The 26416-nt window shown below is 74.2% G+C and carries 23 protein-coding genes; 10 read left to right on the forward strand and 13 right to left on the reverse strand.

All coding sequences use genetic code 11. The annotated features are described in order from the left end of the window. Positions 1-97: 97 nt before the first annotated feature. Positions 98-2089, forward strand: a complete 1992-nt coding sequence (locus ACFVFR_RS20915; protein WP_383703817.1) for an ABC transporter ATP-binding protein — start codon at positions 98-100, stop codon at positions 2087-2089. A 743-nt stretch (positions 2090-2832) separates the two neighbouring features. On the opposite strand, the gene ACFVFR_RS20920 is transcribed toward ACFVFR_RS20915, so the two are convergent. Continuing rightward, positions 2833-4008, reverse strand: a complete 1176-nt coding sequence (locus ACFVFR_RS20920; RefSeq protein ID WP_383703819.1) for an aminoglycoside phosphotransferase family protein — start codon at positions 4006-4008, stop codon at positions 2833-2835. Positions 4009-4365: 357 nt separating this feature from the next. Beyond that, entirely contained in the window at positions 4366-5259 is an 894-nt protein-coding gene (locus ACFVFR_RS20925) for an NADP-dependent oxidoreductase (RefSeq protein WP_383703821.1), read from the reverse strand. Between the two features lie 70 nt (positions 5260-5329). Here ACFVFR_RS20925 and ACFVFR_RS20930 point away from each other — a divergent pair, with 70 nt between their 5' ends. Both ACFVFR_RS20930 and ACFVFR_RS20935 read left to right on the forward strand, forming a co-directional pair. Continuing rightward, entirely contained in the window at positions 5330-5917 is a 588-nt protein-coding gene (locus tag ACFVFR_RS20930; protein ID WP_383703824.1) for a TetR/AcrR family transcriptional regulator, read from the forward strand. Between the two features lie 64 nt (positions 5918-5981). After that, positions 5982-8516, forward strand: a complete 2535-nt coding sequence (locus tag ACFVFR_RS20935; protein ID WP_383703826.1) for an ABC transporter — start codon at positions 5982-5984, stop codon at positions 8514-8516. Positions 8517-8611: 95 nt separating this feature from the next. On the opposite strand, the gene ACFVFR_RS20940 is transcribed toward ACFVFR_RS20935, so the two are convergent. Both ACFVFR_RS20940 and ACFVFR_RS20945 read right to left on the reverse strand, forming a co-directional pair. Next, positions 8612-10204: an amino acid permease gene (locus ACFVFR_RS20940; RefSeq protein WP_383703828.1), complete on the reverse strand. Its 1593-nt coding sequence runs from the start codon at positions 10202-10204 to the stop codon at positions 8612-8614. 514 nt (positions 10205-10718) lie between these two features. Next, on the reverse strand, positions 10719-11354 hold the full coding sequence (locus ACFVFR_RS20945; protein ID WP_383703830.1) for a PAS domain-containing protein: 636 nt from the start codon (positions 11352-11354) through the stop codon (positions 10719-10721). A gap of 107 nt (positions 11355-11461) precedes the next feature. On the opposite strand from ACFVFR_RS20945, the gene ACFVFR_RS20950 reads away from it, so the two are divergent. Then, the gene (locus tag ACFVFR_RS20950; protein ID WP_383703832.1) at positions 11462-14701 is read left to right on the forward strand and encodes a cytochrome P450; all 3240 of its coding nucleotides are present in this window, start codon (positions 11462-11464) and stop codon (positions 14699-14701) included. 25 nt (positions 14702-14726) lie between these two features. Here the strand turns inward: ACFVFR_RS20950 and ACFVFR_RS20955 are convergent, their stop codons facing one another. Together ACFVFR_RS20955 and ACFVFR_RS20960 are read right to left on the reverse strand one after the other, a co-directional pair. Then, a complete protein-coding gene (locus tag ACFVFR_RS20955; protein WP_383703834.1) occupies positions 14727-14927 on the reverse strand; it encodes a hypothetical protein in 201 nt (66 codons plus the stop codon). 434 nt (positions 14928-15361) lie between these two features. Then, positions 15362-15895: a DUF2165 domain-containing protein gene (locus ACFVFR_RS20960; RefSeq protein ID WP_383703836.1), complete on the reverse strand. Its 534-nt coding sequence runs from the start codon at positions 15893-15895 to the stop codon at positions 15362-15364. A gap of 395 nt (positions 15896-16290) precedes the next feature. Between ACFVFR_RS20960 and ACFVFR_RS20965 the strand changes: the two genes are divergently transcribed. The 4 genes from ACFVFR_RS20965 (at position 16291) to ACFVFR_RS20980 (ending at position 19605) form a co-directional block, all read left to right on the forward strand. Then, positions 16291-16629, forward strand: a complete 339-nt coding sequence (locus ACFVFR_RS20965) for a MerR family transcriptional regulator (RefSeq protein ID WP_383703838.1) — start codon at positions 16291-16293, stop codon at positions 16627-16629. 416 nt (positions 16630-17045) lie between these two features. Next, positions 17046-17249, forward strand: coding sequence for a cold-shock protein (locus ACFVFR_RS20970; protein WP_383703840.1), 204 nt, complete (start codon positions 17046-17048; stop codon positions 17247-17249). 844 nt (positions 17250-18093) lie between these two features. Then, positions 18094-18435, forward strand: coding sequence for an SCO5918 family protein (locus tag ACFVFR_RS20975; RefSeq protein ID WP_383703842.1), 342 nt, complete (start codon positions 18094-18096; stop codon positions 18433-18435). 129 nt (positions 18436-18564) lie between these two features. Continuing rightward, entirely contained in the window at positions 18565-19605 is a 1041-nt protein-coding gene (locus ACFVFR_RS20980; RefSeq protein ID WP_383703844.1) for a phosphatidylinositol-specific phospholipase C domain-containing protein, read from the forward strand. A gap of 65 nt (positions 19606-19670) precedes the next feature. Here the strand turns inward: ACFVFR_RS20980 and ACFVFR_RS20985 are convergent, their stop codons facing one another. Both ACFVFR_RS20985 and ACFVFR_RS20990 read right to left on the reverse strand, forming a co-directional pair. Next, positions 19671-19889: a dodecin gene (locus tag ACFVFR_RS20985; protein ID WP_383703846.1), complete on the reverse strand. Its 219-nt coding sequence runs from the start codon at positions 19887-19889 to the stop codon at positions 19671-19673. Between the two features lie 94 nt (positions 19890-19983). Next, positions 19984-20445 (reverse strand): universal stress protein, encoded by a 462-nt coding sequence (locus ACFVFR_RS20990; RefSeq protein ID WP_383703848.1) that lies wholly within the window; start codon positions 20443-20445, stop codon positions 19984-19986. Between the two features lie 318 nt (positions 20446-20763). Between ACFVFR_RS20990 and ACFVFR_RS20995 the strand changes: the two genes are divergently transcribed. Together ACFVFR_RS20995 and ACFVFR_RS21000 are read left to right on the forward strand one after the other, a co-directional pair. Further along, the gene (locus ACFVFR_RS20995) at positions 20764-21516 is read left to right on the forward strand and encodes a DedA family protein (protein ID WP_383703850.1); all 753 of its coding nucleotides are present in this window, start codon (positions 20764-20766) and stop codon (positions 21514-21516) included. A gap of 227 nt (positions 21517-21743) precedes the next feature. Continuing rightward, positions 21744-22595, forward strand: coding sequence for a metallophosphoesterase family protein (locus tag ACFVFR_RS21000; protein ID WP_383703852.1), 852 nt, complete (start codon positions 21744-21746; stop codon positions 22593-22595). 64 nt (positions 22596-22659) lie between these two features. Here the strand turns inward: ACFVFR_RS21000 and ACFVFR_RS21005 are convergent, their stop codons facing one another. From ACFVFR_RS21005 to ACFVFR_RS21025, 5 genes are read right to left on the reverse strand one after another with little or no spacing between them, the layout of a single operon-like run. Then, positions 22660-23019, reverse strand: a complete 360-nt coding sequence (locus ACFVFR_RS21005; protein ID WP_383703854.1) for a VOC family protein — start codon at positions 23017-23019, stop codon at positions 22660-22662. Positions 23020-23075: 56 nt separating this feature from the next. Then, positions 23076-23303, reverse strand: a complete 228-nt coding sequence (locus ACFVFR_RS21010) for a hypothetical protein (protein ID WP_383703856.1) — start codon at positions 23301-23303, stop codon at positions 23076-23078. Beyond that, positions 23303-24391, reverse strand: a complete 1089-nt coding sequence (locus ACFVFR_RS21015; protein WP_383703905.1) for a hypothetical protein — start codon at positions 24389-24391, stop codon at positions 23303-23305. Before ACFVFR_RS21015 ends, ACFVFR_RS21010 begins: the two co-directional genes overlap by 1 nt. 5 nt (positions 24392-24396) lie before the next feature. Further along, positions 24397-25437 carry a hypothetical protein gene (locus ACFVFR_RS21020; protein WP_383703858.1) on the reverse strand — a complete coding sequence of 347 codons (1041 nt, stop codon included), beginning with the start codon at positions 25435-25437 and terminating at the stop codon, positions 24397-24399. Positions 25438-25488: 51 nt separating this feature from the next. Then, the gene (locus ACFVFR_RS21025) at positions 25489-26415 is read right to left on the reverse strand and encodes a phage distal tail protein (RefSeq protein WP_383703860.1); all 927 of its coding nucleotides are present in this window, start codon (positions 26413-26415) and stop codon (positions 25489-25491) included. Position 26416: the final 1 nt, after the last annotated feature.

Below are 26416 nucleotides of genomic sequence, written 5' to 3' on the forward strand. Positions count from 1 at the left end.
GCCGGCGGCGCGGAGTATTGACTTAAACATTTGTTGAAGTCATACGTTCGTCGAGAACCGCCGGCCCGGCGGTGCGCCACCCCGCCAAGGAGCCCCCATGGACATGGAAGTCACCGCCTGGACGTCACTGCACCACGTGATGAACGCCAAGAACGACCGGCGCCCCTTCTCCGCGGCGGCCGTGCGCCGCATCGCGCGCTTCGCCCGCCCGCACCGGCCGCAGATCGTACGGTTCCTCGTGCTCAGCGTCGTCACCGCCGCCCTCGCGGTCGCCACCCCGGTGGTCGCCGGCCGCGTCGTCAACGCCATCGTGGACGGCGACGCGGTGCGCGAGGTGGTCACCCTGGCCGTCCTGATCGCCGTGATCGCGGTGGCCGAGGCCGGCCTCGGCCTCACCCAGCGCTGGTTCTCCGCGCGCATCGGCGAGGGCCTGATCCTCGACCTGCGCCGGGCCGTGTACGACCACGTCCAGCGGCTGCCCGTCGCCTTCTTCACCCGCACCCGCACCGGCGCGCTGGTCAGTCGGCTCAACAACGACGTGATCGGCGCCCAACGGGCCTTCAGCGACACCCTCTCCGGTGTGGTGAGCAACGTGGTGACGCTGCTGCTGACGCTCGGCGTGATGCTCAGCCTGTCCTGGCGGATCACCCTGCTCGCCCTCGTCCTGTTGCCGGTCTTCGTGTTGCCGGCGCGCCGGATGGGCGCCCGACTGGCCCGCCTCCAGCGGGAGGCGGCGACCCACAACGCGGCGATGAGCACCCAGATGACCGAGCGCTTCTCCGCACCCGGCGCCACCCTGGTCAAGCTCTTCGGCCGACCGGCCGACGAGTCGGCCGAGTTCGCCGCGCGGGCCCGCCGCGTCCGGGACATCGGCGTGCGCAGTGCCATGGTGCAGACGGTGTTCATGACGGCCCTGACCATGGTCTCGGCCCTCGCCCTCGCCCTGGTCTACGGACTCGGCGGCTACTACGCGCTGCGCGGGTCCCTGGACGCCGGCGCCGTCGTCGCCCTGGCCCTCCTGCTGACCCGTCTGTACGCCCCGCTGACCGCGCTGGCCAGCGCCCGGGTGGAGATCATGAGCGCCATGGTCAGCTTCGAGCGGGTCTTCGAGGTCCTCGACCTGGAGCCGCTGATCACGGAGAAGCCGGACGCCCGGGCGGTCACACCGGGCCCGGCCTCGGTCGAGTTCGACCACGTGGACTTCGGCTACCCCGCCGCCGACAAGGTCTCCCTGGCCTCCCTGGAGGAGGTCGCCACGTTGGACGCCCGGGGCGGCGAGCAGGTGCTGCACCAGGTCTCCTTCCGGGCCGAACCCGGCCAGATGGTCGCCCTGGTCGGCTCCTCCGGCGCGGGCAAGTCCACCCTCGCCCAGCTGCTGCCCCGCCTGTACGACGCGGACGCCGGCACGGTGCGGATCGACGGCGTGGACGTACGCGACCTCACGGCCGCCTCCCTCCGCGAGACCGTCGGCATGGTCACCCAGGACGGGCACCTCTTCCACGAGTCCATCCGCGCCAACCTGCTCCTGGCCCGCCCGGGCGCCAGCGACGACGAACTGTGGGAGGTGCTGCGCCGGGCCCGGCTGGAGGGGCTGATCGCGGCGCTGCCCGACGGGCTCGACACCGTCGTCGGCGAGCGCGGCTACCGGCTCTCCGGTGGCGAGCGCCAGCGTCTGACCATCGCCCGACTGCTGCTGGCCCGGCCCCAGGTCGTCATTCTGGACGAGGCCACCGCGCACCTGGACTCGACCTCCGAGGCGGCCGTACAGGAGGCGCTGGCCGAGGCGCTGGAGGGCAGGACCGCCGTGGTCATCGCCCACCGGCTGTCCACGGTGCGGGCCGCCGACCTGATCCTGGTCATCGAGGAGGGCCGGGTCGTCGAGCGCGGCACGCACACCGAACTGCTGGCCCGACGCGGCCGGTACGAGCAGCTCCACCGCACCCAGTTCGCCGACGAGCCCGACTCCTCCCCGGACGCGAGCGGCGCCGCCGCCGACACCGCCGACAACGCCACCACTGATGCCGCTGTCGGCGCCCGGCGGGGCGCGGACCACGACGCGCCGGAACCGCTGACCCCGGCGGCCCCGTGAGCGGCCCCCGCCCACCGCGTACGCCCCGCTTGTCACGGCCCCATCGGCCGGGTGACGCCCCCCATCGCCGGCGCCCTCCCCGTCACCACGACGCGGAGGGCGCCGGCGTCCGGGCCCCGCCGCCCGGCCCGTGGGCCCGGTCGGCCACACTGAGGGCCCGAGCGCCTGTGTGGCCCAAGCGTCGGAAGAGCCGACCGCCCGCGACGTCGCGACCGTGGTCCGACCGGCACCGTCCGCGCCACCACGCGCCCGACCCACCCGCACGGTGCCTGGGCGTCCAGGGCGCCCTGGCCCCCAGCGACGCCGGGCGGGAGGTTCGCGACCGGCTCGCCCTGGCGCGACGACGGCCGCTGCCGCGTCCGTGACCGGTTCGCGCGGGCCGTCGACGAGGGCGACCCGCCGCCGGCGGCCGACCCGGGGCCCTTGGCCCGCTACGTCACCAGGCTGGTGTTCGGTATCGGCGTGCAGGCCGCGGGCGGCGTCGGGCGCGAGGAACTCCAGGAGATGGCCGACGCCGTAACTGGCCACCTGTCCGACAGTCGTCCCGGCGTGCCGCCACGGCGACGCCGCCCGCCGTGGCGGCCGGCGCCCACGAACACCCCCGCCACCCCGGACGAGCGCGCCCGAAAGACCCCGCCGGCCGGCCGCGCGGCGAGGCGCTCAACGCCCGCGGCGCCGCGGCCCGTTCCCCCGGCGCCGTTACCCGCCCGTGAGGCGCCCCCCCCGGGCGTGCGACGTCGGTGTTACAGGCCCGCCACCGTGGCCAGCGTCCTGGCCTGGGCCATCTCCTCCGCGCCGTCGGCCACCTCGCCCATGGCGGCGAACCACAGCGCGCTCTCCACCGCCCGCGCCATCGACCAGGCCAGCAGGCGTCGGGGGTCCTCGCCCACCGCGTCGGCGAACAGCGCGTACCGGTGAGCCAGCACCGCGCCCGGGTCGGCGTACTCGAACGGGTCGTCCAACTGGGTGAGCAGCGGCCACGGGTCGTACCCCGGATCGCCCACCATCGGCTTCGGATCGATGGCCAGCCACGGCCGGCGCCCGGCGGCCAGGATGTTGCCCGGGTTGAAGTCGCCGTGCACCACGACCTGTCGCGTGGCGCTCGCCGGCAGCCTCCGCAGCAGGTCCGCCCCGACGGCCACCAACGCCGGGTCGTAGCCGGGCGCGAGGCGCGCCATGCGGCGCTCGACCAGCGTCGCCCACTCGCCGGTGACCGTCGCCAGCGTCTCCAGGCCCGCGCGCGGCACCGGCGCGGACCACAGTCCGCGCAGCAGCTCGGCCGCCGCGAGCAGGCGTGCCTCGGGCGTCAGGTGCTCCGCGTCGTCGAGTTCGGTGCCGGGCACGCAGCGCTCGACCAGCAGCGCGTACCGCCGCTGGTCGGCCGCCAACAGGCGCACCGCGCCGTCGCCGGCCCAGGTGCGCAGCCCGCGTGCCTCGCCGGACGCCTCGCGGTGGGGCCAGGTCAGCTTGAGCACGGCCGCCCCGCCGTCGGGCAGCGTCGCCGGCGCCACCCAGGAACAGCTCCCGCCGTGGATCGGCGGGCCCAGCCGTAGCGACCAACGGTCCTGGAACTCGGCGATGAGCGCGGGCAGCGTCGCGAGCCAGGCGCGCCCGGAGGCGGTCTTGGACATCTCGGTGACGACCGGCAGGTCGGCCGGGAGCACGAGGGGGGCCGGGGCGTCGGCGGCGCGTGGGGCGACGGGAGGCGTGTCCGGCGCGACCGAGCGCGTGGGGGAGATGGCGTCGCCGGCCGGGGTGATCGTGGTGGCCGTGGCCGGTGCGGTCGGCGTGCGCGTGGGACAGGCGGGCCCGGCGGCCGAGGTGGAGATGGGGGTGACGACGGGCGCGAGGACGGGGCGGCGGAGGGGGACGGCGAAGGAGCCGGAGGCTAAGGCGTCCGGTATCGACGAGGGCGGCATAGGGGCAGGGTAAGCCGGTCGGGGGAGGGAAATCGCGGGAGTTTCGGGCAGGAGCGGACGGCCCTCACGGCCAGGCCGCCGGCCCTGTCCCGCCCCGGCGCGCGGCTGCCCGGCCGGGCCGGCCTTCTGACCCGGCGGGCCCGGTCTGTCACGGCCCGGCGAAGGCGAATGAGCCCACGGCGGCGGGCCTGGCCGGGCCCGGCCCTCCGTAGCTCGACCGGGCCCGCCGCGTACGTGCCCCGGCCGGCCGCACCGCCTCGCGGCGACCGCGCCACCGGGCCCGGTGGCCGCCGGCCCGGTCGGACACCCCGCCCCCCGACGGGGCGTCCTACCGGGCCGGTCGTGCGGACGGCGGGCTCAGACGAGGATGACCCGGCGGCCACGGGTGTGACCGGCCTGGCTGTCGGCGTGCGCCGCCGCGGCCTCGGTCAGCGCGTACGACTGCTCGACCGGGATGTGCAGCCGCCCGCGCGTGAGGAGGTCCACGGTCGTGGCGAGCGCGTCGGGCACGCTGCCGGCCACGCCGGAGAAGCGGACGCCCAGGTCCGGCGCGCCGAGATCGGCGATGGAGACCACGCGCCGCGCGTCCCCGGTCAGTTCGACCAGGTCGCGGATGACGCCCGCACCGGCCAGGTCGAGGGCGGCGTCGACGGAGCCGAGCCGCCGGACCCGGTCGACCCAGCCGGCGCCGTACGTCGTGGCGAGGGCGCCCAGGTCGCGCAGGTAGTCCTGGTTCGCGGGCCCGGCCGTGCCGATCACCGTGATGCCGCGCTCGCGGGCGATCTGGAGCACCGCCGACCCGACACCGCCCGCCGCGCCGCTGACCAGCAACGTCTGGCCCGGTTCGACGCCGACCTCGCGCAGGACGCGCAGCGCGGTCTCCATCACGGACGGATAGCCGGCGGCCTCCGCGAACGTCAGGCCCTCGGGCATCAGCGCCCAGGCCGCCAGCACGGCGTACTCGGCGTAGGTGTCAGCTCCCTCGCCGAACACCCGGTCGCCGACCGCGACCCCCGTGACGCCCGAGCCGACCTCGTCCACCACGCCGGCCGCGTCCAGCCCGACCCCGGCGGGCAGTTCGAGCGGATGGGCCTGGAGTACCTGGCCCTCGCGGACCCGCCAGTCGACGGGGTTGACCCCCGCCGCCGCCACGGCCACCCGTATCTGGCCGGGGCCCGCGTGGGGCTCCTCGGCCTCTGTCAGTCGCAGCACATCCGGACCGCCGAACTCGGCGAAGCTCACTTTCCTCATGCCGCCGACCGTAGCACTAACCGTTAGCTTTTAAAAACCGTTATGATTTCGCACCTGGTAGCATCAACCCATGACCGTGCCGACCGGGCGCCGCGAGCGCAAGAAGGCCGCGACCCGCCAGAAGATCGCCGACACCGCCCTGCGGCTCTTCCTGGAGCGCGGGTACGACGCGGTGGGCATCCGGGACGTGGCCGCCGAGGCCGACGTGGCCGTCACCACGCTCTTCTCCCACTTCGCCTCGAAAGAGGCCCTGGTGTTCGAGCAGGACACCGACTTCGAGCGGCGCCTGGCCCAGGTCGTCGCCGACCGGACGCCGGACGAGCGGCTCATACCCGCGCTGCGTCACGAGGTCTGGACCCTGGTGGAGCACTGCACGGCCGACGGCGCCGCCCCGATCTGGCACATGATCGACTCCTCGCCCGCGCTGCGGGAGTACGAGGAGTCGATGCGGCTGCGCCACGCGGAGTCGCTGGCCGCCGCCATCGCCGCCGACCCCGACCTGGCCCGGACCCCGACGGCCTGCCGTGCCATCGCGCGGTTCGTGGTCGACGCGTACGCCCTGGCCCGGGACGCGACTGACCCCCGGGCCGCGCTGGAGGAGACCTTCCAGATGATCGAGGCGGCCTGGCAGGCCAGCGCCCCCGCGCGCCCCGCGTGAGGGCCTGACCCACCCGGGGGAGGCCCGGCGTGGCGGTGAGCGGAGCGAGGCCGATCATGGAGGGATGACCGACTCGTTTGTGCGGGTGCGCGGCGCCCGCGAGCACAACCTCCGCGGCGTGGACGTGGACCTTCCGCGCGACGCGCTCGTCGTCTTCACCGGCGTGTCCGGCTCCGGCAAGTCGTCGCTGGCCTTCGCGACCGTCTACGCCGAGGCCCAGCGCCGCTACTTCGAGTCCGTCGCCCCCTACGCCCGCCGCCTCATCCACCAGGTCGGCGCGCCCCGGGTGGAGGAGATCACCGGGCTGCCGCCCGCCGTCGCCCTGGAACAGCGCCGCTCCGCGCCCACCACGCGTTCGTCCGTGGGCACCATCACCACCCTCTCCAACTCGCTGCGCATGCTCTTCTCCCGCGCCGGCAGCTATCCCGAGGGGGTCACCGAGCGCCTGGACTCCGACGCGTTCTCGCCTAACACCGCCGCCGGCGCCTGCCCCGCCTGCCACGGCCTGGGCCGGGTGCACCGCGTCACCGAACAGTCGCTGGTGCCCGACCCCGACCTGAGCATCCGCGAGGGCGCCATCGCCGCCTGGCCGGGCGCCTGGCAGGGCAAGAACCTCCGCGACATCCTGGCCGCGCTCGGCCACGACGTGGACCGACCGTGGCGCGAGCTGCCGCTCCGGGACCGGGAGTGGATGCTGTTCACGGACGAGCAGCCCGTGGTCACCGTGCACCCGGTGCGCGAGGCCGGCCGCATCCAGCGCCCCTACCAGGGCACCTACATGAGCGCCAAGCGCTACGTCCTGCACACCTTCGCCGACTCCAAGAGCGAGACGCTACGCCGCCGGGTGCGGCAGTTCCTGGTCAGCGCCGACTGCCCGGCGTGCGGCGGGCGCCGGCTGCGGCCCGAAGCACTGGCCGTCACCTTCGCGGGCCACGACATCGGCGAGCTGGCCAGCCTCCCGCTGGACCGACTGGCCCAGCTCCTGCGCCCGGCCGCCGAGCACACCGCCCAGCCGTCCCCGCCCGCCGCCCCGGAACCCGCCGCCACGCCCCCCACCCCGGCCGGCGGGGTGGCCGCCGAGGTCGCCGCGACGCTGGCCCGCGACCTGCTGGCCCGCATCGAGGTGCTGACCGAACTCGGCCTCGGCTACCTCAGCACGGACCGCCCGACTCCCACCCTCTCGGCGGGCGAACTGCAACGGCTACGGCTGGCCACCCAGTTGCGCTCGGGCCTGTTCGGCGTCGTCTACGTCCTGGACGAGCCCTCCGCCGGCCTGCACCCGGCCGACAGCGCCGCCCTGCTCACCGTGCTGGACCGACTCAAGGCGGCCGGGAACTCGCTGTTCGTCGTCGAGCACCACCTGGACGTGGTGCGCCGCGCCGACTGGGTGGTGGACGTCGGGCCGCGCGCCGGCGAGCACGGTGGGCGGGTGCTCTACAGCGGCCCCGTCGCCGGCCTCGCGGACGTCCCCGAGTCCGTCACCCGCCCCTACGTCTTCCCGACCGCTCCCCAGGTCACGGTCGACCCCCCACGCCAGCCCGCCCAGTGGCTGACCCTGCGCGGCGTGCGCCGGCACAACCTGCGCGACCTCGACGTGGAGCTGCCGCTCGGTGTGTTCACCGCCGTGACCGGCGTCTCCGGCTCGGGCAAGTCCACCCTGATCACCCAGGTGCTCGCCGAGGTGCTGACCGACCACCTGGGCGGCGCGGCCGAGGCTACCGACCAAGCCCTGGAGCGGCCTGGCGAGGACGAGGACCTACCGGCGGCGGGCGAGGCGAGCGCGCGGCCCGCCGCCGTCGCGGGGCTGGCCGCCGTCGACCGGCTGGTCCGCGTGGACCAGCGCCCCATCGGCCGCACCCCCCGCTCCAACCTGGCCACCTACACCGGACTGTTCGACGCCGTACGCAAGGTCTACGCCGCCACCGACGAGGCCCGCGCCCGGGGCTACCGCGCCGGCCGGTTCTCCTTCAACGTCGCCGGCGGACGCTGCGAGACCTGCCAGGGAGAGGGGTTCGTGGCCGTGGAACTGCTCTTCCTGCCCGGCACCTACGCGCCCTGCGCCGACTGCCACGGCTCCCGCTACAACCCCGAGACCCTCCAGATCACCTACCACGGGGCCAGCGTCGCCGACGTCCTGGACATGACGGTCGACGCCGCGGCCGACTTCCTGGCCGAGGTGCCCGCCGCGCTGCGCGGGCTGCGCGCCCTGCGCGAGGTGGGCCTTGGCTACCTGCGGCTCGGGCAGCCCGCGACGGAGCTCTCCGGCGGCGAGGCCCAACGCATCAAGCTGGCCACCGAGCTCCAGCGCGCGCACCGGGGCCACACGGTCTACCTCCTGGACGAGCCCACCACCGGCCTGCACCCGGCCGACACCGCACTGCTGCTGCGGCAGTTGCACGGCCTGGTCGACGCCGGCAACTCCGTCTTCGTGGTCGAGCACGACATGGCGGTGGCCGCTGGCGCCGACTGGGTCATCGATCTGGGCCCCGGTGGCGGCGACCGTGGCGGCCTCGTCGTCGCCGCGGGCCCGCCGGCGACCGTCGCCGCCTCCCAGACCAGCGTGACCGCCCCCTACCTGGCGACGGCCCTGCGAAGCTGATCGGACCCCACACCCACCGGCGGGCCGGCGTGTCCCGGCCGTACGCCCGCCGCGCGACCGGTGACCCGGCGCGCGGGGCGGGCGCACGGGGAGTGTCAGCCGGGGCCCGGCGCGTCCGGGCCGCGCCGCTTCGGTCTCGACCCGGGCGCGGCCCCGGGCTCTGGGCCGGATCCGGGGTCGGCCTCCGATCCGGGGCCGGCGTCGGACCCGGGGGTGGCCGGGCCCGACGCCGTCCCACCCGCCGGGGGCTCCCCCGACGTCGTCCCACCCGCCGGGGGAGCGGTGGCCAGCGCCGAGTGCCGGTAGGAGTAGGCGAAGTAGACGATCAGGCCGATGCCGAACCAGACGGCGAAGCGCACCCAGGTGTGCCACTGGAGGTAGGTCGTCAGCCAGATGGAGGCACCCACGCCCACCAGCGGCACGAGTGGCATGCCCGGGGTGCGGAAGGTGCGCGGCAGGTCGGGGCGCCGGTAGCGCAGCACGATCACCGCCACACACACGATCACGAACGCCAACAGGATGCCGATGTTGGTCAGCTCGGCCGCCTCGCCGATCTTCACGAAGCCGGCGATGCCGGCCGACGCGACGCCCACGATCCAGGTCACCCGGGTCGGTACCCGCCGGGTCGGGTGCGTCTTGGCGAACCACCGGGGCAGCAGGCCGTCCCGGCTCATCGAGAACCACACCCGCGTCACGCCGAGCATGAAGGTGAACATCACGGTGAGGATGCCGATGATCGCACCGACCGCGATCACGTCCGCGACGCCGCCCAGCCCCACCGACTTGAACGCGGTGGAGAAGCCGCTCTCCGCGTCCACCTCCGTGTAGTTCTGCATGCCCGTCAGCACCAGGCAGGCCAGCACGTACAGCACCATCGAGATGGCCAGCGAGTACAGGATCGCCTTCGGCATGTGCCGCTGCGAGTCCTTGGACTCCTCGGCCGCCGTGCTCATCGCGTCGTAGCCGAAGACCGCGAAGAAGACCGTCGCCGCCCCGGTGAACGCCCCGCCGACCCCGTACGGGAAGAAAGGCGAGTAGTTACCGGTGTCCACGTGGAAGAAGCCCACCACGATCACCAGGAGCACCACCAGCACCTTCAGAACGACCACGATCATCTCGAACCGGGCCGCGCTCTTGATGCCGAGGTTGAGCAGGTACGCCACGAACAGGCACAGCACCAGCGCGAACAGGTCCACCTTGTGGCCGTCGCCGGTGCCCGGCGCGCCCAGCATCCAGTTCGGCAGGTCGGCGCCCATCTCGCCCACCAGGAAAGAGAAGTAGCCCGAGATGCCGATGGCCACCACCGCGACGATCGCCGTGTACTCCAGGATCAGGTCCCACCCGATCAGCCAGCCCACCAGCTCGCCCAGGACCGCGTAGCCGTAGGTGTAGGCCGAGCCCGCCTTCGGGATGAGCCCGGCGAACTCCGCGTAGGAGAAGGCCGCCGCCGCGCTCGCCACCCCCGCGATCAGGAACGAGATCAGCACCGCGGGCCCGGCCGTCCCGTTCGCGACGGTGCCCGCCAGGGTGAAGATGCCCGCGCCGATGATGCCGCCGACGCCGATCGCCGTCAGGTGCCACAGGCCCAGGCTCCGGCTGAGCTGTTCGCTCGCCGCACCCTCGGTCTCCTCGATGGTCGCGATGGGTTTGCGACGCAGGACGCCGTGCCCTGGTCGGAGTCTCGCCATGATGAGTCCCTCCCCGTCGAACAGTTGACGGCGGATCATGATGGCCCAGCGCCGACGGCGAGGAAAGACGACACTCGGTGGCAGTTTCCTGACGATCTCGTGTCGCGCCGCGTCCGCCGCCCCGCGCGAGCCGCCACCCGTCCCGCCCGAACTGTCGAGCGGACCGCGCCGCGCCCGGCCGCACACCTCCGCTGACCTGGCCGCCCGCCGGCAGCCACCCAGGAACCGGAACCGGCCCCCACCACCGGAACAGGAACATCCCCCGGCCACCCGCCGTCGCCCGACGAGCACCCCGCCACCAGCGGCGACGCGGCCGATGCGACGCCCCCGGTGAACCCGCACCGTTCACCCCCTCCCGAGGTCGAGCCCGGGGGTCACCGTGGGGAGCCCCACCGACACCCGGACCCCGCCCCGCGCCCTCCCGGGGGTTCGCGAGCGGCGGCACCCGGCACCCGGCACCCGCGCGGCGCCGCGCGGCCCGCCGCCGACCGGGCCACCCGCGCCCGTACCGCTCTCAGCGCCGCGCCGCCGGCGGCCACACCCCGGGCGCCAGCACACCCAGGACGTACGCCCTGGCCACCAGCGCCGTCCGGTTGGGCACCCGCCACCGTCGGGAGAGGCGGGTCAGGTGGTAGTTGACACCGTCGACGGTCAACCCCAGCGCCTTGCCCATGGCCGCCGTCGTCGCCCCGGAGGCCGCCAGCGCCAACACCCGCTCCTCCACCGGACTCACCTCCACCCACTCCGGCCGTGCCGGAGCCTGGTCGCCGATGCGCAACAGCACCAGCAGCGCCGGCCGCTCGGCCGTGGCGTCACCCACCGGGTCGATGCTCAACTCACCCTCGCGCTCGGCCCCGTCGCCCCCCAGCCGCCAACACACCCCCACCGGGTAGCGCGAGCGGTAGCCCAGCCGTAACGCCTCACCCAGCCGCTCCAGTTGCGCCCGGTCACGCGGTCGGAACAGGTCAAGCAGGTTACGCCCGCCAAGGCGCCCCGGCGCCACACCCCACTGGCGGGCCATCGCGGGGTTGGCGATGAGGACCTCGCCATCGGACCGGCACACCGCCACCGGCAGCGGCAGCCGGTCGAGCAGCGTCAGGAAGTAGTTGCCCCATCCGCCCCCGCGCCCACCCGTGCCGCCCTCGACCATCGCCCCTGCTCCACGTCGTGTCCGCAAGTGCGGCCCGTGAGAATCCACTGCACAATCATGCAGTGATCACGCGGTAGGGCGGCAACCGGGCTGGCGAGCCTGGAGACATGACCGACACGCCCCTGCTCACAGCCGAAGGCCACCCCACCACCCCGCGCGCACCCCGCACCCCGGTCCCGCGCGCGACCGGCCGCGCCGACGCCGTCCCCGTGGTGGACATCTCGGCGACCGGCCTCGGGCCCACCCCCCTGCAACAGGCCATGGAGCTCAGCCGGCGCCACGGCCCCATCCTCCGCCGCCGACTGCACGGCCGCGACGTGCTGTTCGTCTCCTCCCTCGAACTGGTCGCCGAACTCGCCGACGAGGAGCGCTTCGCCAAGGGCATCTCACCCACCCTGCACAGCGTCCGCGAGTTCGCCGGGGACGGCCTGTTCACCGCGTACAACGACGAACCCAACTGGGCCAAGGCACACGACATCCTCCTGCCCGCCTTCGCGCTGGGCTCGATGCACGCCTACCACGCGGCGATGCTGCGGGTGGCCCGCCGGGTCGTCGCCCGCTGGGACCGGCACGCCGCCACCGGCACCCCCGTCGCGGTCTCCGACGACATGACCCGGATGACCCTGGACACGATCGGCCTGGTGGGCTTCGGCTTCGACTTCGACTCCTTCGCACGGGAAGAGCCGCACCCGTTCATCGACGCCATGGTGCGCTGCCTCCAGTGGAGCATGACCACCCTGGACCGCGCCCCGGGCGGCGACCACGACGCCGTCAACGCCGCCTTCCGCGCCGACGCCGACTACCTGGCCTCCGTCGTCGACGAGGTGATCGCCGCCCGCACCCGTACGACCCCCACCCGCCCCGCCGACGGGACGCCCGGGCCGGGCACCGACGCCCACGACCTGCTCGACCTCATGCTCACCGCCCGACACCCGGCCGACCACACCACACTCGACCTCGCCAACATCCGCAACCAGGTCATCACCTTCCTCATCGCCGGCCACGAGACCACCTCGGGCGCGCTCTCCTTCGCCCTCTACCACCTCCTCAAGGACCCGCTCGCGCTGCGCCTGGTCCAGCGCGAGGTGGACGACCTGTGGGGCGACGACGCCGACCCGGATCCGACGTTCGAGGACATCGGGCGGCTGCGCTTCACCCACCAGGTGCTCCAGGAGGCGCTGCGGCTGTGGCCCACCGCGCCCGCCTTCACCCGCCAGCCGTACGAGGACACCCTGCTCGGCGGCCGCTACCCCCTGCCCGCTGACCAGCGCGTCACCGTCCTGGTCCCGATGCTGCACCGCGACCCGGCCGCCTGGGGCGACAACCCCGAGCTGTTCGACCCGGCCCGCTTCACCCCCGAGGCGGAGGCGAGTCGCTCACCGCACGCGTACAAGCCGTTCGGTACCGGTCAACGTGCCTGTATCGGGCGGCAGTTCGCACTGCACGAGGCGACCATGCTGCTCGGCCTGCTCGCCCACCGCTTCCGTCTGGTCGACCAGGGTGACTACCGGCTGCGGGTCAAGGAGACGCTGACACTCAAGCCGGACGGCCTGACCCTCACCCCCCGCCCGCGCACCGCCGCCGACCGGGCCGTCAACCGCTCCCTCCTGGGCCGCCCCGCCACCCCCGCGGCACCGCCCCAGGCGGCCCCCGCGCCGGACGTCGACCTGCCCCGACGCGTCCGCCAGGGCACCGGCGCGCTCCTGCTGCACGGCAGCAACTACGGAACCTGCCGCGAGCTGGCCCACCGCCTGGCCGACGAGGCCACGGCCCTGGGCTGCGTCACCGAGGTGGCCGCGCTCGACGCGTACGCCGGCGCACTTCCCACCGACCGGCCCGTGGTGATCGTCGCCGCCTCCTACAACGGCACACCCACCGACGACGCCGCCCGCTTCGCCCACTGGCTCACCACCGCCCCCGACGGCGCCGCCCGACAGGTGAGCTACGCCGTCCTCGGCATCGGCGACCGCACCTGGGCCGCCACCTACCAGCACGTCCCGATCCACCTCGACGACCGCTTGGCGGCCCTGGGAGCCACCCGCCTGCTGCCCCGCGCCGAAGCGGACGCCTCGGGTGAACTGTCGCGGGCCGTACGGGACTTCACCGACCGACTGCGCGCCCTGCTCCTGGAGCGGTACGGCGACCCCACCGCCCCCGACGAGCCCGCCCGGCAGCCAGGCCACACCGTCACCGAGGTGCGCGGCGGTCCGCTGGACGCGCTGGCCCAGCGGCACGGCCTGCACCCCCTGACCGTCACCGAGGCCCGCGACCTCACCGCCCCCGGCCACCGCAAGCCCAAGCGCTTCCTGCGGCTCGCCCTACCCGAGGGAGTGGACTACCGCGCCGGCGACCACCTCGCGGTGCTGCCCGCCAACGACTCGGCCACCGTCGAGCGCGCCCTGCGCGCCCTCGGCGCCGAAGCCGACACCGTCCTGGACATCCGCGCCGACCGCCCCGGCCGCACCACACTGCCCCTGGACCGACCCGTCACCGCCCACCAACTCCTGACGCACTACCTGGAGTTGGGCGCACCCGCCAGCGTCGAACAGCGCGCCGCGCTCGCCACCCACCACCCCTGCCCACCCGAGCGCGCCGCCCTGGCGGCGCTGCCGGCCGACGACCCGAGCACCGTCATCGACCTGGTCGAGGCCAACCCCGCGCTACGCGGCGCCCTGCCCTGGGCCACCCTGCTCGACCTGCTGCCGCCGCTGCGCCCGCGCCACTACTCCATCTCCTCGGCGCCGGCGGGCCGCCCCGCGACGGCCGAACTGATGGTCTCCCGCCAGGCGGGCGGCGTGGGTTCCGGCCACGCCCACCGGCTGACCCCGGGCGAGACACTCTGGGCCCGCGTCCAACCCTGCCGCGACGCCTTCCGGCTCGACCCGACCGACCCCACCCCGGTGATCATGGTCGCGGCGGGCACGGGCCTGGCCCCGTTCCGCGCCGCCGTCGCCGAGCGGGTGGCCGTCGGCCAGCGGGCTCCCGCGCTGCTGTACTTCGGCTGCGACGCCCCCGAGGCCGACTACCTGCACGCCGACGAGTTGCGCGCCGCCGAGCGGGCCGGGGCGGTCACCCTGCGCCCCACCTTCAGCGCGCACCCCGAGCGCCACGGCCGCTACGTCCAACACCGCGTCCTGGCCGAGGCGGACGAGGTGTGGACGCTCCTGGCGGACGGCGCCCGGGTACGCGTGTGCGGTGACGGTCGGGGGATGGCACCCGGGGTACGCGCCGCCTTCCGCGAGCTGTACGCGGCGCGCGCCGACGCGTCACCGGCCGACGCCGAGCAGTGGCTGAACGCCCTGATCGCCGCCGGCCGCTACGTGGAGGACGTCTACGCCGCGAGGTGAGTCCCGACCAGAGGCCGGGGTCGCCTCAGTCCACCACGCTCGTCCTGCCCAGGATGGCCGCGTGCTCCAACACGTCCTCCATCGGGTCGTCGATCTGACCGGTGTGGATCAGCGCCACCACGGGCGCGTTGTGCGAGTCGGTGTGCGACTCGTCGGCGTGCGCGACCCCGGCCGGCACCGTGGCCGCCAACAGCGTCGCCCCCACGGCGGACAGCGTGAACCTCATGTCGTCTCCTCGCCTTGACTGTTCATCGGACCATGCGTCGACCTGCGTATCCACCCGGTCGGCCCCGAGGTCACGGCGTGGCGCGCGGTGTCATCCGAACGGTTGCGGCGCCGGCCGCACGGATACGGCGCCGGCCGCGCCCGAGGAGCGCCCGGTGGCGGCGCGAGGTCGAGGGCGCGCGGTGGTGGGGTCCGCGCGGCGCGCGACGAACGATAGCCAGGCGTGTGTCGCCCCGCCGCGCGACAGTGCCGCCCCGCGCGCCGGTTGGGCCGAACGGCGGCAGCCGGGCCCCACACCCGCCCCGCGAGCCTGGACCGGGCCCCGCCGGCCCGCCGCGCCATGCCGCGCCGCCCTACCGTCGCCCCGACGCCTGGCGAACCCCCGGCCGGGGGCGGCCCGTGCCGCCCGCCGAGGGCTCCGCGTACGGGGGCCGCTCACCGTGGGGGTGGGGCCTCCGTGGCCGGGGCCGGCGCCCGGTGGGGTGACTGCGCCACCAGCAGGGCCAGGCCCGCCAGCACCACGGCGCGCAGCGCCGCGTCCAGGCCGTTCCAGTCCTCGGACTGCCACATCGCGAACCACTCGCCGCCGATCGCCAGGAAGCCCCCTCCGAACAGCGACAACACCAGCACCAGTCCCACCGTGCTGGCCCACCGGGCGCGCGCGAACGCCCCGTGCCGCATCCCGAGCCCCCACAGCCCCGTGGCCCAGACCAGGACGAGCGCCGCGAGCGCCTCCCAGCCGATGATCGCGACGTACACGGCGTCCCGCACCCGCCGCGACCCGATCGCCCGCCCCATCAGATCCGGGTCCTGGGAGGTGGTGTCCATCGCCAGCACGTGCTGGACGAACTCCCGGTTGGTGTCGAAGTCGAAGACGTTGCCGACCACGACCAGCGTGAGATACAGCGCGTTGATCCCGGTCAGCGCGGCAGCCGCGAGCGGCCCCGGCCCCGGCCGGCGTGTCGTCATCAGCCACCTCTTCGTGTCGTCGACCACCGCACCAGTGTCGGGTGCGCGGCCGTGCGTGGCCGGCCGAGCGGGACGGGCCCGGCCGTGCCACGCGCGGCCCAGGCCGCCGCACCCCCCGAAGGTGGTCGGGCCGGGCGCCCCCGGAGCGGGCCGAGGAGTCGCGGCGCCGGTGACGTGGCGGGCGGTTCCTCGGCCGCGCCGGACAGCCCGCCGCGAGAGGTCCGCGACCCAGGTCCGGCGGGGACGCGCCCCCGTGCCCCTGACGGCGTCCTGGCCGGCAGGCGGAGACAGGAGGCCTGCGCGGTACTAGGGTCGGCAGCCGGTGTAGCGGATTCTTCGGGGCCCTGGTGTCGAACGGCCCCAGGGCCTCTCCGCGTGTTCGACGAAGAGGTGCGATGACAGCAGAGGACTCGTTCGGCCGTCTCGACGACGACGACTACCCCGCCTACACCATGGGCCGGGCCGCCGAGCTGCTCGGCACCACCCCGGGCTTCCTCCGTGCCCTCGGCGAGGCCAACCTGATCACCCCGCTCCGGTCCCAGGGCGGCCATCGCCGTTACTCCCGCTGCCAGTTGCGTATCGCCGCCCGCACCAGGGAGCTCGTCGACCAGGGCACTCCCATCGAGGCCGCCTGCCGCATCATCATCCTTGAGGACCAGCTCGAAGACGCCCGGCGCAGCAACGCCGAGTACCGCCGCGCCGCCGAGGCGGCGAACGCCGCGCCCGAGGAGTGAGGCCCCCGCGTCCGTACGTCTCCCCGTCCCCGTGTGCCGCGCGCCTGCCGGACGCACGGGCGACTGTCAGGGCGTGGGCGACCTTCGCCGTGGACCGACGGCCGGCGGGGAGCAGGTGCGACGCCGTGCTCCGGGCGAGCGGATATCTGTGTTCGCCGGATGAGAATGTGCTGGGTCGCGCGAGCGGGCTTTTTGTCACAGCGAACACAGTGGAATGACGCGCCCCGGGCGCGTCGCCCGCGCATGCTAGTGTCGAGCTTGGTTGCAGCCGTGATTCCCAGAACTTCCAGGCTTTTGTCGGGTTTCTTCACTGCTTGAGACGTTCTGTATTTCCGGTAGCTCCGGACAGGGCCTTTTGACGACTATCCAGGCCCATCAATTGCGAGTCTCGGAGTACTGCCCCAAGGAGATACGACATGGCGTCCGGCACGGTGAAGTGGTTCAACGCGTCCAAGGGTTTCGGATTCATCGAGCAGGATGGTGGCGGCGTCGACGTGTTCGCCCACTTCTCGAACATCGCCGCCCAGGGCTTCCGAGAGCTACAGGAAGGCCAGAAGGTCACCTTCGACATCGCACAGGGCCAGAAGGGCCCGACGGCCGAGAACATCGTTCCCGTCTGAGCACCCGCCCGTGCCGCGTAGCTGGGGCCCGCGTCCTACGGAGCGCGGGCCCCAGCTACAGGCATTCCCCGCGCATTCATCCACGAGATTGCCCCCGCCGCGGTTCCCGCGACATTACGGCCCACCTCGTGCCCGCTGTCGCCGGCACTCCGGTTCCTACGTCCCCGTGTCCCGTGTGAGCACCCGCCCCGTAACGGCTTCCTCCCGGGCCGGTGCGAATCCCGTATCGCTCCGGTCCGTACCGGTGATCGCCCACCGCTTCCCTGTCGGGGGAATTCCCTGATAAACGCCGAACCAAAGAAGGTTCCGCATGAACCCCCTCCGTACGAACGTCCGCCCCTCTCCCGGGCGGATACGGTCGGCGGCACGTGATGGTTCACCGCGCTTACGCCCCGTCGAGGGCCGGTGCCCCCACGCCGCCCGCCCCCAGACGCCCACGAACCCGGACCCGCCCTGCGAGCGGGGCAGGAGCGGGCCGCTCCCGCCTCGGGGCGGGACGCAGACGGCGCCGCCGGCGGACGTACCAGACCGACGCCGCGCCGCGCGGCCGTCGCCCCTCGGCCCGACCGTCCGCGGCCGGGCCGAACGCCGCACCGAACTCCGGCTCGTCATCCCACGACGCGGTGACCGACCAGGCGGTCCCGTCCGGCGGGGCCGGCAGCCACGTCCCGCGCCGCTCGCCCGCGACGCCGACGATCGCGGTCCGGCGCGCCACGCGCCCGACCCCCACCCGACCGACCCCGGCGGAGTGGGGCGTGCCCCCGACGCCACACCACCGCTCCCCGAGCCGCCTCGCCGAGGCGGAACCGCGACCCTCCCACCACCGCTACCCCTGTGAGGCATCATGCGCTGTGTCATCGCTCGCTTCCCGTTCTACCTCACCAAGGGCGGGATCCTGGAAGCCATGAAGGACGTCAAGCCCGAAGAGGTCATCGGTGAGTCCGTGACCATCGGCCGCCGCACCTACCCCGCCAAGCAGGTCGGGCAGGTCATCACACGCCAGGACCGACGCGACTTCAGCGCCGGCGAGATCGTGCGAGCCATGCGTCAACTCGGCTTCACCTGCTCCGACCTGCCCCAACCCGCCACGCCCCAGCGCGACCTCGACTCGTTCCAGCAGGCCTCCGCGATGCTGGGCACGTCCCCGGCCGCCGGCTGGCCGGCGAACGGGCGCGAACAGCGGTGAACCCCTGCCGGGGGCCGGTGGCCGCCGCCGCGTGAGCGGTGCCCGCCCTGGCGGCCGCGCCGGCCGCTCCCGTACGCTGGCGCGCGGTCGCCGGGGCGGCGGTCGCGCGGACGCGACGGGGGCGGGGACATGGACAGGGCGACACGGCGGAGCGCGGTCACCCTCGCGGCGCTGGCGGCGCTGGTCGTCGCGGGAAGCACCGCCGACGCGGGCCAGCGCACCACGGCCCCCGCGTACTCCGCGACCACGTCGGTCGGCGTGCACAACGCGTACGAGAAGAGCGTCTTCCCGCACCTCGCGGACGCGCTCGACTCCGGTGCCGCACTACTCGAACTGGACGTGTGGACCAACGCGTTCGGGCCCGGCTGGCGGGTCTCACACGGCAACCCGCTGGGCAACGACAACAACTGCGCGGGCGCCAGCACCGTCGCCGACCTACGCGCCCGGCGCGGTGACCGGGACCTGCCGGGCTGCCTGGCCGATCTGCGGACCTGGCACGAGGCACACCCGGGCCACCGGCCGGTGCTCGTCAAGGTCGAGCTGAAGGACGGCTTCAACGACAAGCACGGCCGGGGCCCCCAGGCGTTCGACACGCTGCTCGACCGGACCCTGGGCGACGCCCTGTTCCGGCCGGGCGAGCTCGCCGTCGGCCACGCCACGCTGGACGCGGCGGTCCGCGCCCGGGGCTGGCCCACGCGCGACGCGCTGGCGGGCCGGTTCGTCGTGGAGCTGATCCCGGGCACCGTCGAGGAGAAGAACCCGCTGGACACCCTGTGGACCGACCGCGAGTACGCCCTGCACCTGCGCGACCTGGCCGCCCGTGACGAACTCGACCGGGCCACCGCCTTCCCGGCCGTGCACGGCGCCGCGGCCGGCGACCCGCGCGAACGCTATCGGGACGCGTCGATCCGCGCGTGGTTCGTGCTCTTCGACGGCGACGCGAGCCAGTACGCGAACGGGAGCGTCGACACCGCCTGGTACGACCGGCGCCACTACCTGCTGGTCATGACCGACGCCCACCGCGTGCCGCCCGCCATCGACGGCACCCGTCCCACCGAGGAACAGGCCCGCACCCGGGTGGGCGAGCTGGCCGCCCGGCACGCGAGCTTCGCCACCGCCGACTGGTACCCGCTGCCGCGCGTGCTGTCCCTGGTCCTCCCGCGCGGCTGACCCGCCCGGGAGGACAGGTCACCGGTGGCTGACCGGCAGCCCCCGCCCGGGCGTGGCGTCGCCGGCTACGGTTGCGGCTCCTCCAGCCGGAAGCCGACCTTGAGGCCCACCTGGTAGTGCTTCACCGCGCCGTCCTCGATCTGCCCGCGCACCTCCTTGACCTCGAACCAGTCGAGGTTGCGGATGGTCTGGGCGGCGCGGGCGATGCCGTTGCGGATCGCGGCGTCGATGCCCTCGTGGGAGGTGCCGACGATCTCGGTCACCCGGTAGGTGTGGTGGGACATGTCGAAGACTCCCCGGTCACTGGGGTGCTGTGCGGTCCCCACCACCGTGCCTCACCCGGCCACCCGGCGCGAGCCGAGGGCCGCGCCGGCGCCGTCAGGGGACGACCGTCACCGGCCACCGGCCGGCCTTGACCAGCCGGATCGCCACCGAGCCCACGATCCGGTGCCCGGCCTGCTCGGAGGCGCCGACCACCACCGCGTCCGCCTTCAGCTGGTCGGCCACGGCGACCAGCCCGCCGTACGGGTCGCCGACGTGGGTGTGGAACTCCCAGCGCACCTCGAAGATGCCCCGCAGCCGCTCGGTGGCCTCCCGCATCTGCGCGACCAGTTCGTCGGCGACCTCCCCCGTGGTGTCGGCCACCGGCGCGCCGAAGGCCGCGCTGGCCGGCAGCACGGGCTGGACGTACACCACCGCCAACAGCGCGTTCTGCCGTCGGGCCAGCCCGGCGGCGTAGGCCACCGCGCGCCACGAGGACTGTGAGCCGTCCAGGCCGGTGACGATGACCTTCGGTCCGTCGGTGCCGCGTTCGAATTGTCCGGGAGTCTTGTCCACCACGGGTGTGAGGTTAACGGTCGGTAGGTCGGGCCCGGTGACCGGCCGGCGTGTGGAGCGCTCCCGGAGGTCGACCGTCGGGACGCGCCCGGGCCACGGGCGGCTCCGGGCGCGCGGCCGAGGCCGGGCGCGCGAGGGCGTACGGGCGGCGCGCGAGCGCGACGGGGGCTGTGCCGGGGTGCCCCGGGGCAGGACAGGTGAGAGAGACCGGCGGGTGCCGCCCTCGTTCTCGATTCCGAGTTGCCCCAGCGCCCCGACCCTTGTCAGCGTTGCCCTACGGGCGTGCCGCCCCCCTCGCGGCACCCGACGAGAGGTGGCCGCATGGACACCGCACCACTCGCCCATCCCCTGGCCGTCCTGGCCGCACTGTCGCCGGCCGGCCTCGACGTGCCGTGCGTCAGTGCCCCGACCGTCTGGCCCACCCTGGCCGGGAGCCTGGAGCAGGAGCTGACGCACGGCGCGGCCTGGGCGTACGTGCTGCTGATGATCACCACCCTGCCGCCGCTGGTGCCCAACTCGGCGCTGCTGGTCACCAGCGGGGTGCTCGCCGCGCGCGGCAGTCTCAACATCGTGCTGGTGCTGTGCGTCGTCGCCGGCAGCGCGCTGCTGGGTGACGGCCTGCTGCACTGGTTCGGCGGCCGGTTCAAGGAGCGGGTCAACCACTGGGCGGCCCGCACCCCACGCCGCAAGGCGCTGCTGGCGTGGTCGGCGAGCCGGATACAGCGGCACGGGGTGCCGTTCGTGGTCGCCGTCCGCTTCCTGCCCAGCGGCCGGCTGGTCGGCGCGCTGGGCGCCGGCGCCATCGGCTACCCGCTGCACCGCTACCTCATCGGCGCCGGCATCGCCGAGTCCATCTGGGCGCTGTACTCCGTGGGCCTGGGCTACCTGGGCAGCGCGGCGGCACGCGGCGAACTCCAGGCCATCGCCATCGGCTGCGGCATCTCGCTGCTGGTGGCCCTCACCGCCACCCTGCTACGCCTACGCACCCACCACACCGCCGGCCACCACGACCGGGCCGCACCCGGGACGGGACGCCGGGAGCGGCCCGGCGACGGACCCGGCGAACGGCCCTGACACCCGCACCGGCCGTGTCCGCGCTCGCTCGCCGCTAACTCCCGCACTATGCGATCCTTTTGGGCAACGGCCTGCTGAACAGCCCCGCCACGGCACGGGGGGCGAGAACGGGAGAGACGAATGCGCGGCACGCCCGTCGAGGACGGCGTAGACATACAGCACGCGGCCAGGGTCACCGGCCGGCCCCGCCCCGGGGCACCGGCCGCCGCGACCGTGGCGTCGCCCCGATGACGGGCGGCGCGCAGCGGGGCGAGCTCCTGGCCATCAGCGATCTGCACGTCAGTTACGAGGACAACCGCGCCATCAGCGAGGAACTGCGCCCCGGCTCCGACGCGGACTGGCTGATCGTGGCGGGCGACGTGGGCGAGGTGTTCGGCGACATCGAGCGCACCCTGCGGGTGCTCAGCGAGAAGTTCGCCAAGGTCATCTGGGTGCCGGGCAACCACGAGCTGTGGACCCACCCCAAGGACCCGGTGGAGCTGCGGGGTGTCGCCCGCTACGACGCGCTGGTCGAGATGTGTCGCTCGCTGGGCGTCGCCACCCCCGAGGACCCGTACCTGGTCTGGGAGGGCGACGCGGGACCGCTGACCCTCGCCCCGGTCTTCACGCTCTACGACTACACCTTCCGCGCCAACCCCGCGCACACCCAGGAGGAGGCGCTGGCCGCCGCGTACCAGAGCGGCGTGGTCTGCACCGACGAGCACTTCCTGCACCCGGACCCGTACCCCACCAAAGAGGACTGGTCCCGGGCACGGGTGGCCGAGACGGAGAAGCGGCTGGCCGAGATCGATCCGGCCGCCCCGCCGGTGCTCATCAACCACTGGCCGCTCACCCGGCTGCCCACCGAGGTCCTGTACTACCCGGACTTCGCGCTGTGGTGCGGCACCAAGCTCACCGCCGACTGGCACCGGCGCTTCAACGCCGCCGGCGTCATCTACGGCCACCTGCACATCCCGCGCGTGACCACCGAGGACGGGGTGCGGTTCGAGGAGGTCTCGCTCGGCTACCCGCGCGAGTGGCGCCGCCGTGGCCTGCCCGACAACCTGCTGCGCCCGGTCCTGCCCCAGCTCACCCGCTGAGCGCGGGTCCTCGGCCGCCGGGGGGCCCACGAGCCGTGAGCCCACCCGGCGGGTCCGCCCGACGTCAGGGGCGATCGGTGTCGATGACGCAGAAGCGGTTGCCCTCGGGGTCCGCGAGTACGACGAAGTCGGCGTCGTCCGGATAGGAGTCCCAGTCGACGCGCCGGGCGCCCAGTGACACCAGCCGCTCGACCTCGGCCGCCTGGTCGTCGGCGTACAGGTCCAGATGAACCCGGGGCCGCTCCTGGAGGGGCGTCCCGCTGCGGCCGAGTGACAACTGGACCCCGCCTCCCCGCGCGGGAACCAGGACCACCCAGTCGTCCTCCATCTCCTCGCGCGGAACGTACTCCAGGGCCGCCATCCAGAACGCCGCCGCACGCGGCACATCCGACACACCCAGCACGACAGATCCGACTCTCAGCATGCGCCGATTGTGACGGACGGAACCGGGGCGGGCGCGCCCGCCCACCCGAGCACGGGTCAGGGCTCCCGGGGCGGGCGATCGGCCTCGGGCGTGTCCTCACGCGTCGCCGGGGTCTCGGGAGTCGTCGTCACCCCCTGGGCCACCGAGGTGTCCCCCGCCGCCAGCGGGCCGGCGGACACTGTGGCCCCCCCGCCCGGTTTGCTGTTGACGTACGTGGTAAGCCGGTGCACCTCCCGCTCCAGGGCCCTGATCCGGTCGAGAATGTCCTCGGGCAGGTTCGGCATCAGCCCGCCTCCTCCAGATACAGTTCAGCGGTCTCCGGACGGCCCCGCTCCGGGGCGCTCACCTTGACGCCCACCACCCGGTAGCGGGCGTCCAGTCCCTCGACGAACCACACGTCCCTGATCCGTAGCCGCACGGTCATCCCGAGCAGGGCCGGGGTGGTGCCCGCGCCCAGGCGCACGCGCACCGAGGGGATCACCACCGGGCCGCGCAGGGCAGCGAGTTCGGACCGGGCGAGGGCGTTGAGCGTCGCCTTGTCGACGACGTTGCTGTGGTCGGACGAGGTGTCCAGGCGAGGAAAGCCGGCCGCGAGCAGGTCCCGGGCGACCTGCTCGTCGGAGACCACCGGGCGCGCGGCCCTACCCTCCGGGGTACCTCCCCGCGCCCGGGTCGTCGTACCGCCACGGGTGGCGTCGCGCGGGAAGGCGTACGACAGCACGTTGCCCGGTAGGTCCAGCACCACGGGCTGGCTGCCCACCAGGATTCTCGGCGAACCGAGTTGGAGCAGCTTCACCCGCCGCCCGGTGGTCGGGTCCCGGTACACCGCAACGCGGTACTCGAAGCCGGGCTCCATCCCCGCGAGCTGGTTGATCGCTTCCTCCACCAGCGTCTCGTCCCCGTCCCGGTAGACCACCGTGCGGGCCACCGTGGGGTCCGTAGGCTGGTATTCGACCCCGATCCGGCCCCCGTCGGACTCCTGCGCGTACTCCCACAGTCGGCGCACGATCTCCAACTGGTCGGTGGAGGGGAAGCTCAGGTCGGACCGGATGTAGCGGCGGCCCGCGTAGGAGTCGAACGTCGCCGCCTGGAGGGCGACCGTGGTCAGCCCCCGGTCGTCCGTGGCCGGGGTGACGGTCCACACGATGCCGCCCCAGCAGAGCTCGTCCCCACGCTCCAGGTACACCGCCGTGCGCCCCTCCACCACCTCCCGCACGCGGTGCGCCATCGGGGCACTGGGCACGGGCAGGGTCGCGGTGAGCGAACCGGGCTTGCCGATGTAGTCGTCGTACTCCACCTCTCGCAGCGGGAGTACGTCGATGGCCTGGTCGGTGCGCAGGTCGGTGAAGACGGCGCGGTAGCGGACTTCCACGTCCCTCACGCCACCGGGTCGACGCGGACGAAGCGGTTGTCGAAATGGACCCGCGTCCCCGCGACGGAGGAGCGGTAGGCGAGGGTCGCGGTGTAGACGGCCCCGGGGGTGAGGTTGCCCACCGGTAGGCAGGTGGAGATGGACGCCTTGCCGGAGCCCACGAGAATCGCCGCACGGTCGTCCAGGGGAGGCAGCACCTCGGCGCCGCCCTGCTGGCGCAGCCGGAAGGAGACGTACGCCGTCGCCTCCCCGTCGGCGCCGGTGAAGGCACCGAAGGTGAGGGACACCCACGTGGAGGACGGCGCGGTGAACGTGGCGGTGAGCGGGTCCCTGGTGTCGGTGAGGAGCTCCACGTACGACGCGGAGGTGGTGCTGCCCCAGTCCAGGGTGTGGCGCAGCACCGTGTCCGGGATGAGCTTCGCCCACCGCGTACCGTCCCAGCGCTCCAGCCGGCCGCCCGCGTCGCGGTACTGGCCGACGTACGCGCCGTTGTGTGCCGCGCCGCCCGCGGCGGGGACGATGCCGCCCAGCGCCGCGGTGTAGCGGCGCCGGTCGGTGATCGCCGACGCCCAGGTGACGCCCTTGGCGGCGGAGGCGCCGGCGGGGACGGCCACCTGGTAGAGGAGTTCGGCGTTCCTGGGCACGGCCGGGGCGGAGGGGGCCGCGGCGGCGGTGCCCTGCAGGACCTCCAGCGTCGCCGCGTACTGGCCGGAGCCGTCGTAGTCGTTGTCGTAGACCCGGATCACGACCGCGTCCACCCGCGGCAGGCTGGCGTGTCCGTCCGCGAACGTGAGCAGGGTGTCGGCGTCGACCGTCACCGGATAGCCGCCCTGCGCGCCGGTGGAGGTTCCGGAGACCCACACCTGACCGGGGGAGAGCCTGGCCTGCATGCTCGTGGCGGCGGTCCCGCTGAGGTGCAGGCCGCCGACGACGCACCCGGCCCGCGTCAGCAGTGGCCCGGCCGATGCCATGCCGAGGCCGACGGCCAGCCGCGTGTCCTCACGGGTCTGACCGGTGGGCAGGTGCCAGGCGGAACGAACGGTCATGGGACGGCTCCTGGGTCCTTGATCGTGGAAAGGAGGGGGCGGGCGGCGGAGTCACCATTCGGCGCGGCGCCAGAGGACCGTGACGCCGGCCGCCCCGGTGTCCGCCGGCACGGCATCGGCCGACGCGGCCCGGAACGACAGCTGCGAGGTGCCCGGTGGCAGGGTGAAGGACTCCTCGGGGGCGCTGCCCGGGGTAGCCGTGTGACGCCGGGACGCGGTGCCGTTGAAGAGCACCGTCCCCTCGGCGGTGTCGACGACGAGCTCGTCGTCCCCGGTCAGGGCGATGTCGTACTCCAGCCAGGCGCCACTGGTCCGGTTGGCCAGGCGCGGCCTGGTGCACGGCCCCGTGAAGGTGATCACCGGATGGGCGGGCGCGCTGCCGTTGTTGTCGACGGCCAGATCACCGGTGGCCCGGGGAGTGCCCCAGACCAGTGGCCAGGTGATCGGCCAGCCGAGACCGGGCTCGGGTCGCGGGAGGCCCACGGTGCCGCGACGCTCCGTCGTCTCGTAGCGGCGTGGGTCGCTCGCCTTCCACTGGAGGGTCATCTTCGCCAGACAGCTCGTGGTGAACTGCCGGTCGGTGGGTACGACGCGCTGGGTGACCCGGGCCCGTACCGCCAGGGTCTCGCCGTGCAGCCGTACGGCGAGCCACTCCTCCGTATCGCTCACGGCGGTGGCCACGCGCAGGGCGCGCAGGGCGGCGCGTACGGCCTCGGGACCGCCGTCCGGGTCGGGGGCGAACCACACCTGGGCGGTGACGGTACGGGCCTGCGCCCACTGCGAACCCGGCCAGCCACCGTGTCCTACGGGGCGGTCGGCGTCGGAGGTGTCCAACCCGGGCAGCTCCTCCCAGCCGGTCAGCCCCTCGGCGGCGATCCAGTAGTCGGTGTGCGGCCCCATGAGCAGTCCCGCCCACTGCACCTGCCCGTCCGTGGTGATCAGCGGTCCCGGCTCGGTGGCGACGGTCTCGCTCGCCATG

The organism is Streptomyces sp. NPDC057702, from assembly GCF_042799315.1.
Taxonomy (GTDB): domain Bacteria; phylum Actinomycetota; class Actinomycetes; order Streptomycetales; family Streptomycetaceae; genus Streptomyces.

Coding starts and splice junctions, on each gene's coding strand:
- ACFVFR_RS20995 (WP_383703850.1), top strand. CDS start 20,764: ATGGACACCGCACCACTCGCCCATCCCCTGGCCGTCCTGGCCGCACTG.
- ACFVFR_RS20970 (WP_383703840.1), top strand. CDS start 17,046: ATGGCGTCCGGCACGGTGAAGTGGTTCAACGCGTCCAAGGGTTTCGGA.
- ACFVFR_RS20930 (WP_383703824.1), top strand. CDS start 5,330: ATGACCGTGCCGACCGGGCGCCGCGAGCGCAAGAAGGCCGCGACCCGC.
- ACFVFR_RS20940 (WP_383703828.1), bottom strand. CDS start 10,204: ATGGCGAGACTCCGACCAGGGCACGGCGTCCTGCGTCGCAAACCCATC.
- ACFVFR_RS20955 (WP_383703834.1), bottom strand. CDS start 14,927: ATGAGGTTCACGCTGTCCGCCGTGGGGGCGACGCTGTTGGCGGCCACG.
- ACFVFR_RS21025 (WP_383703860.1), bottom strand. CDS start 26,415: ATGGCGAGCGAGACCGTCGCCACCGAGCCGGGACCGCTGATCACCACG.
- ACFVFR_RS21010 (WP_383703856.1), bottom strand. CDS start 23,303: ATGCCGAACCTGCCCGAGGACATTCTCGACCGGATCAGGGCCCTGGAG.
- ACFVFR_RS21005 (WP_383703854.1), bottom strand. CDS start 23,019: ATGCTGAGAGTCGGATCTGTCGTGCTGGGTGTGTCGGATGTGCCGCGT.
- ACFVFR_RS20975 (WP_383703842.1), top strand. CDS start 18,094: ATGCGCTGTGTCATCGCTCGCTTCCCGTTCTACCTCACCAAGGGCGGG.
- ACFVFR_RS20925 (WP_383703821.1), bottom strand. CDS start 5,259: ATGAGGAAAGTGAGCTTCGCCGAGTTCGGCGGTCCGGATGTGCTGCGA.
- ACFVFR_RS20960 (WP_383703836.1), bottom strand. CDS start 15,895: ATGACGACACGCCGGCCGGGGCCGGGGCCGCTCGCGGCTGCCGCGCTG.
- ACFVFR_RS20950 (WP_383703832.1), top strand. CDS start 11,462: ATGACCGACACGCCCCTGCTCACAGCCGAAGGCCACCCCACCACCCCG.
- ACFVFR_RS21020 (WP_383703858.1), bottom strand. CDS start 25,437: ATGACCGTTCGTTCCGCCTGGCACCTGCCCACCGGTCAGACCCGTGAG.
- ACFVFR_RS20935 (WP_383703826.1), top strand. CDS start 5,982: ATGACCGACTCGTTTGTGCGGGTGCGCGGCGCCCGCGAGCACAACCTC.
- ACFVFR_RS20920 (WP_383703819.1), bottom strand. CDS start 4,008: ATGCCGCCCTCGTCGATACCGGACGCCTTAGCCTCCGGCTCCTTCGCC.
- ACFVFR_RS20980 (WP_383703844.1), top strand. CDS start 18,565: ATGGACAGGGCGACACGGCGGAGCGCGGTCACCCTCGCGGCGCTGGCG.
- ACFVFR_RS20965 (WP_383703838.1), top strand. CDS start 16,291: ATGACAGCAGAGGACTCGTTCGGCCGTCTCGACGACGACGACTACCCC.
- ACFVFR_RS20945 (WP_383703830.1), bottom strand. CDS start 11,354: ATGGTCGAGGGCGGCACGGGTGGGCGCGGGGGCGGATGGGGCAACTAC.
- ACFVFR_RS20915 (WP_383703817.1), top strand. CDS start 98: ATGGACATGGAAGTCACCGCCTGGACGTCACTGCACCACGTGATGAAC.
- ACFVFR_RS21000 (WP_383703852.1), top strand. CDS start 21,744: ATGACGGGCGGCGCGCAGCGGGGCGAGCTCCTGGCCATCAGCGATCTG.
- ACFVFR_RS20985 (WP_383703846.1), bottom strand. CDS start 19,889: ATGTCCCACCACACCTACCGGGTGACCGAGATCGTCGGCACCTCCCAC.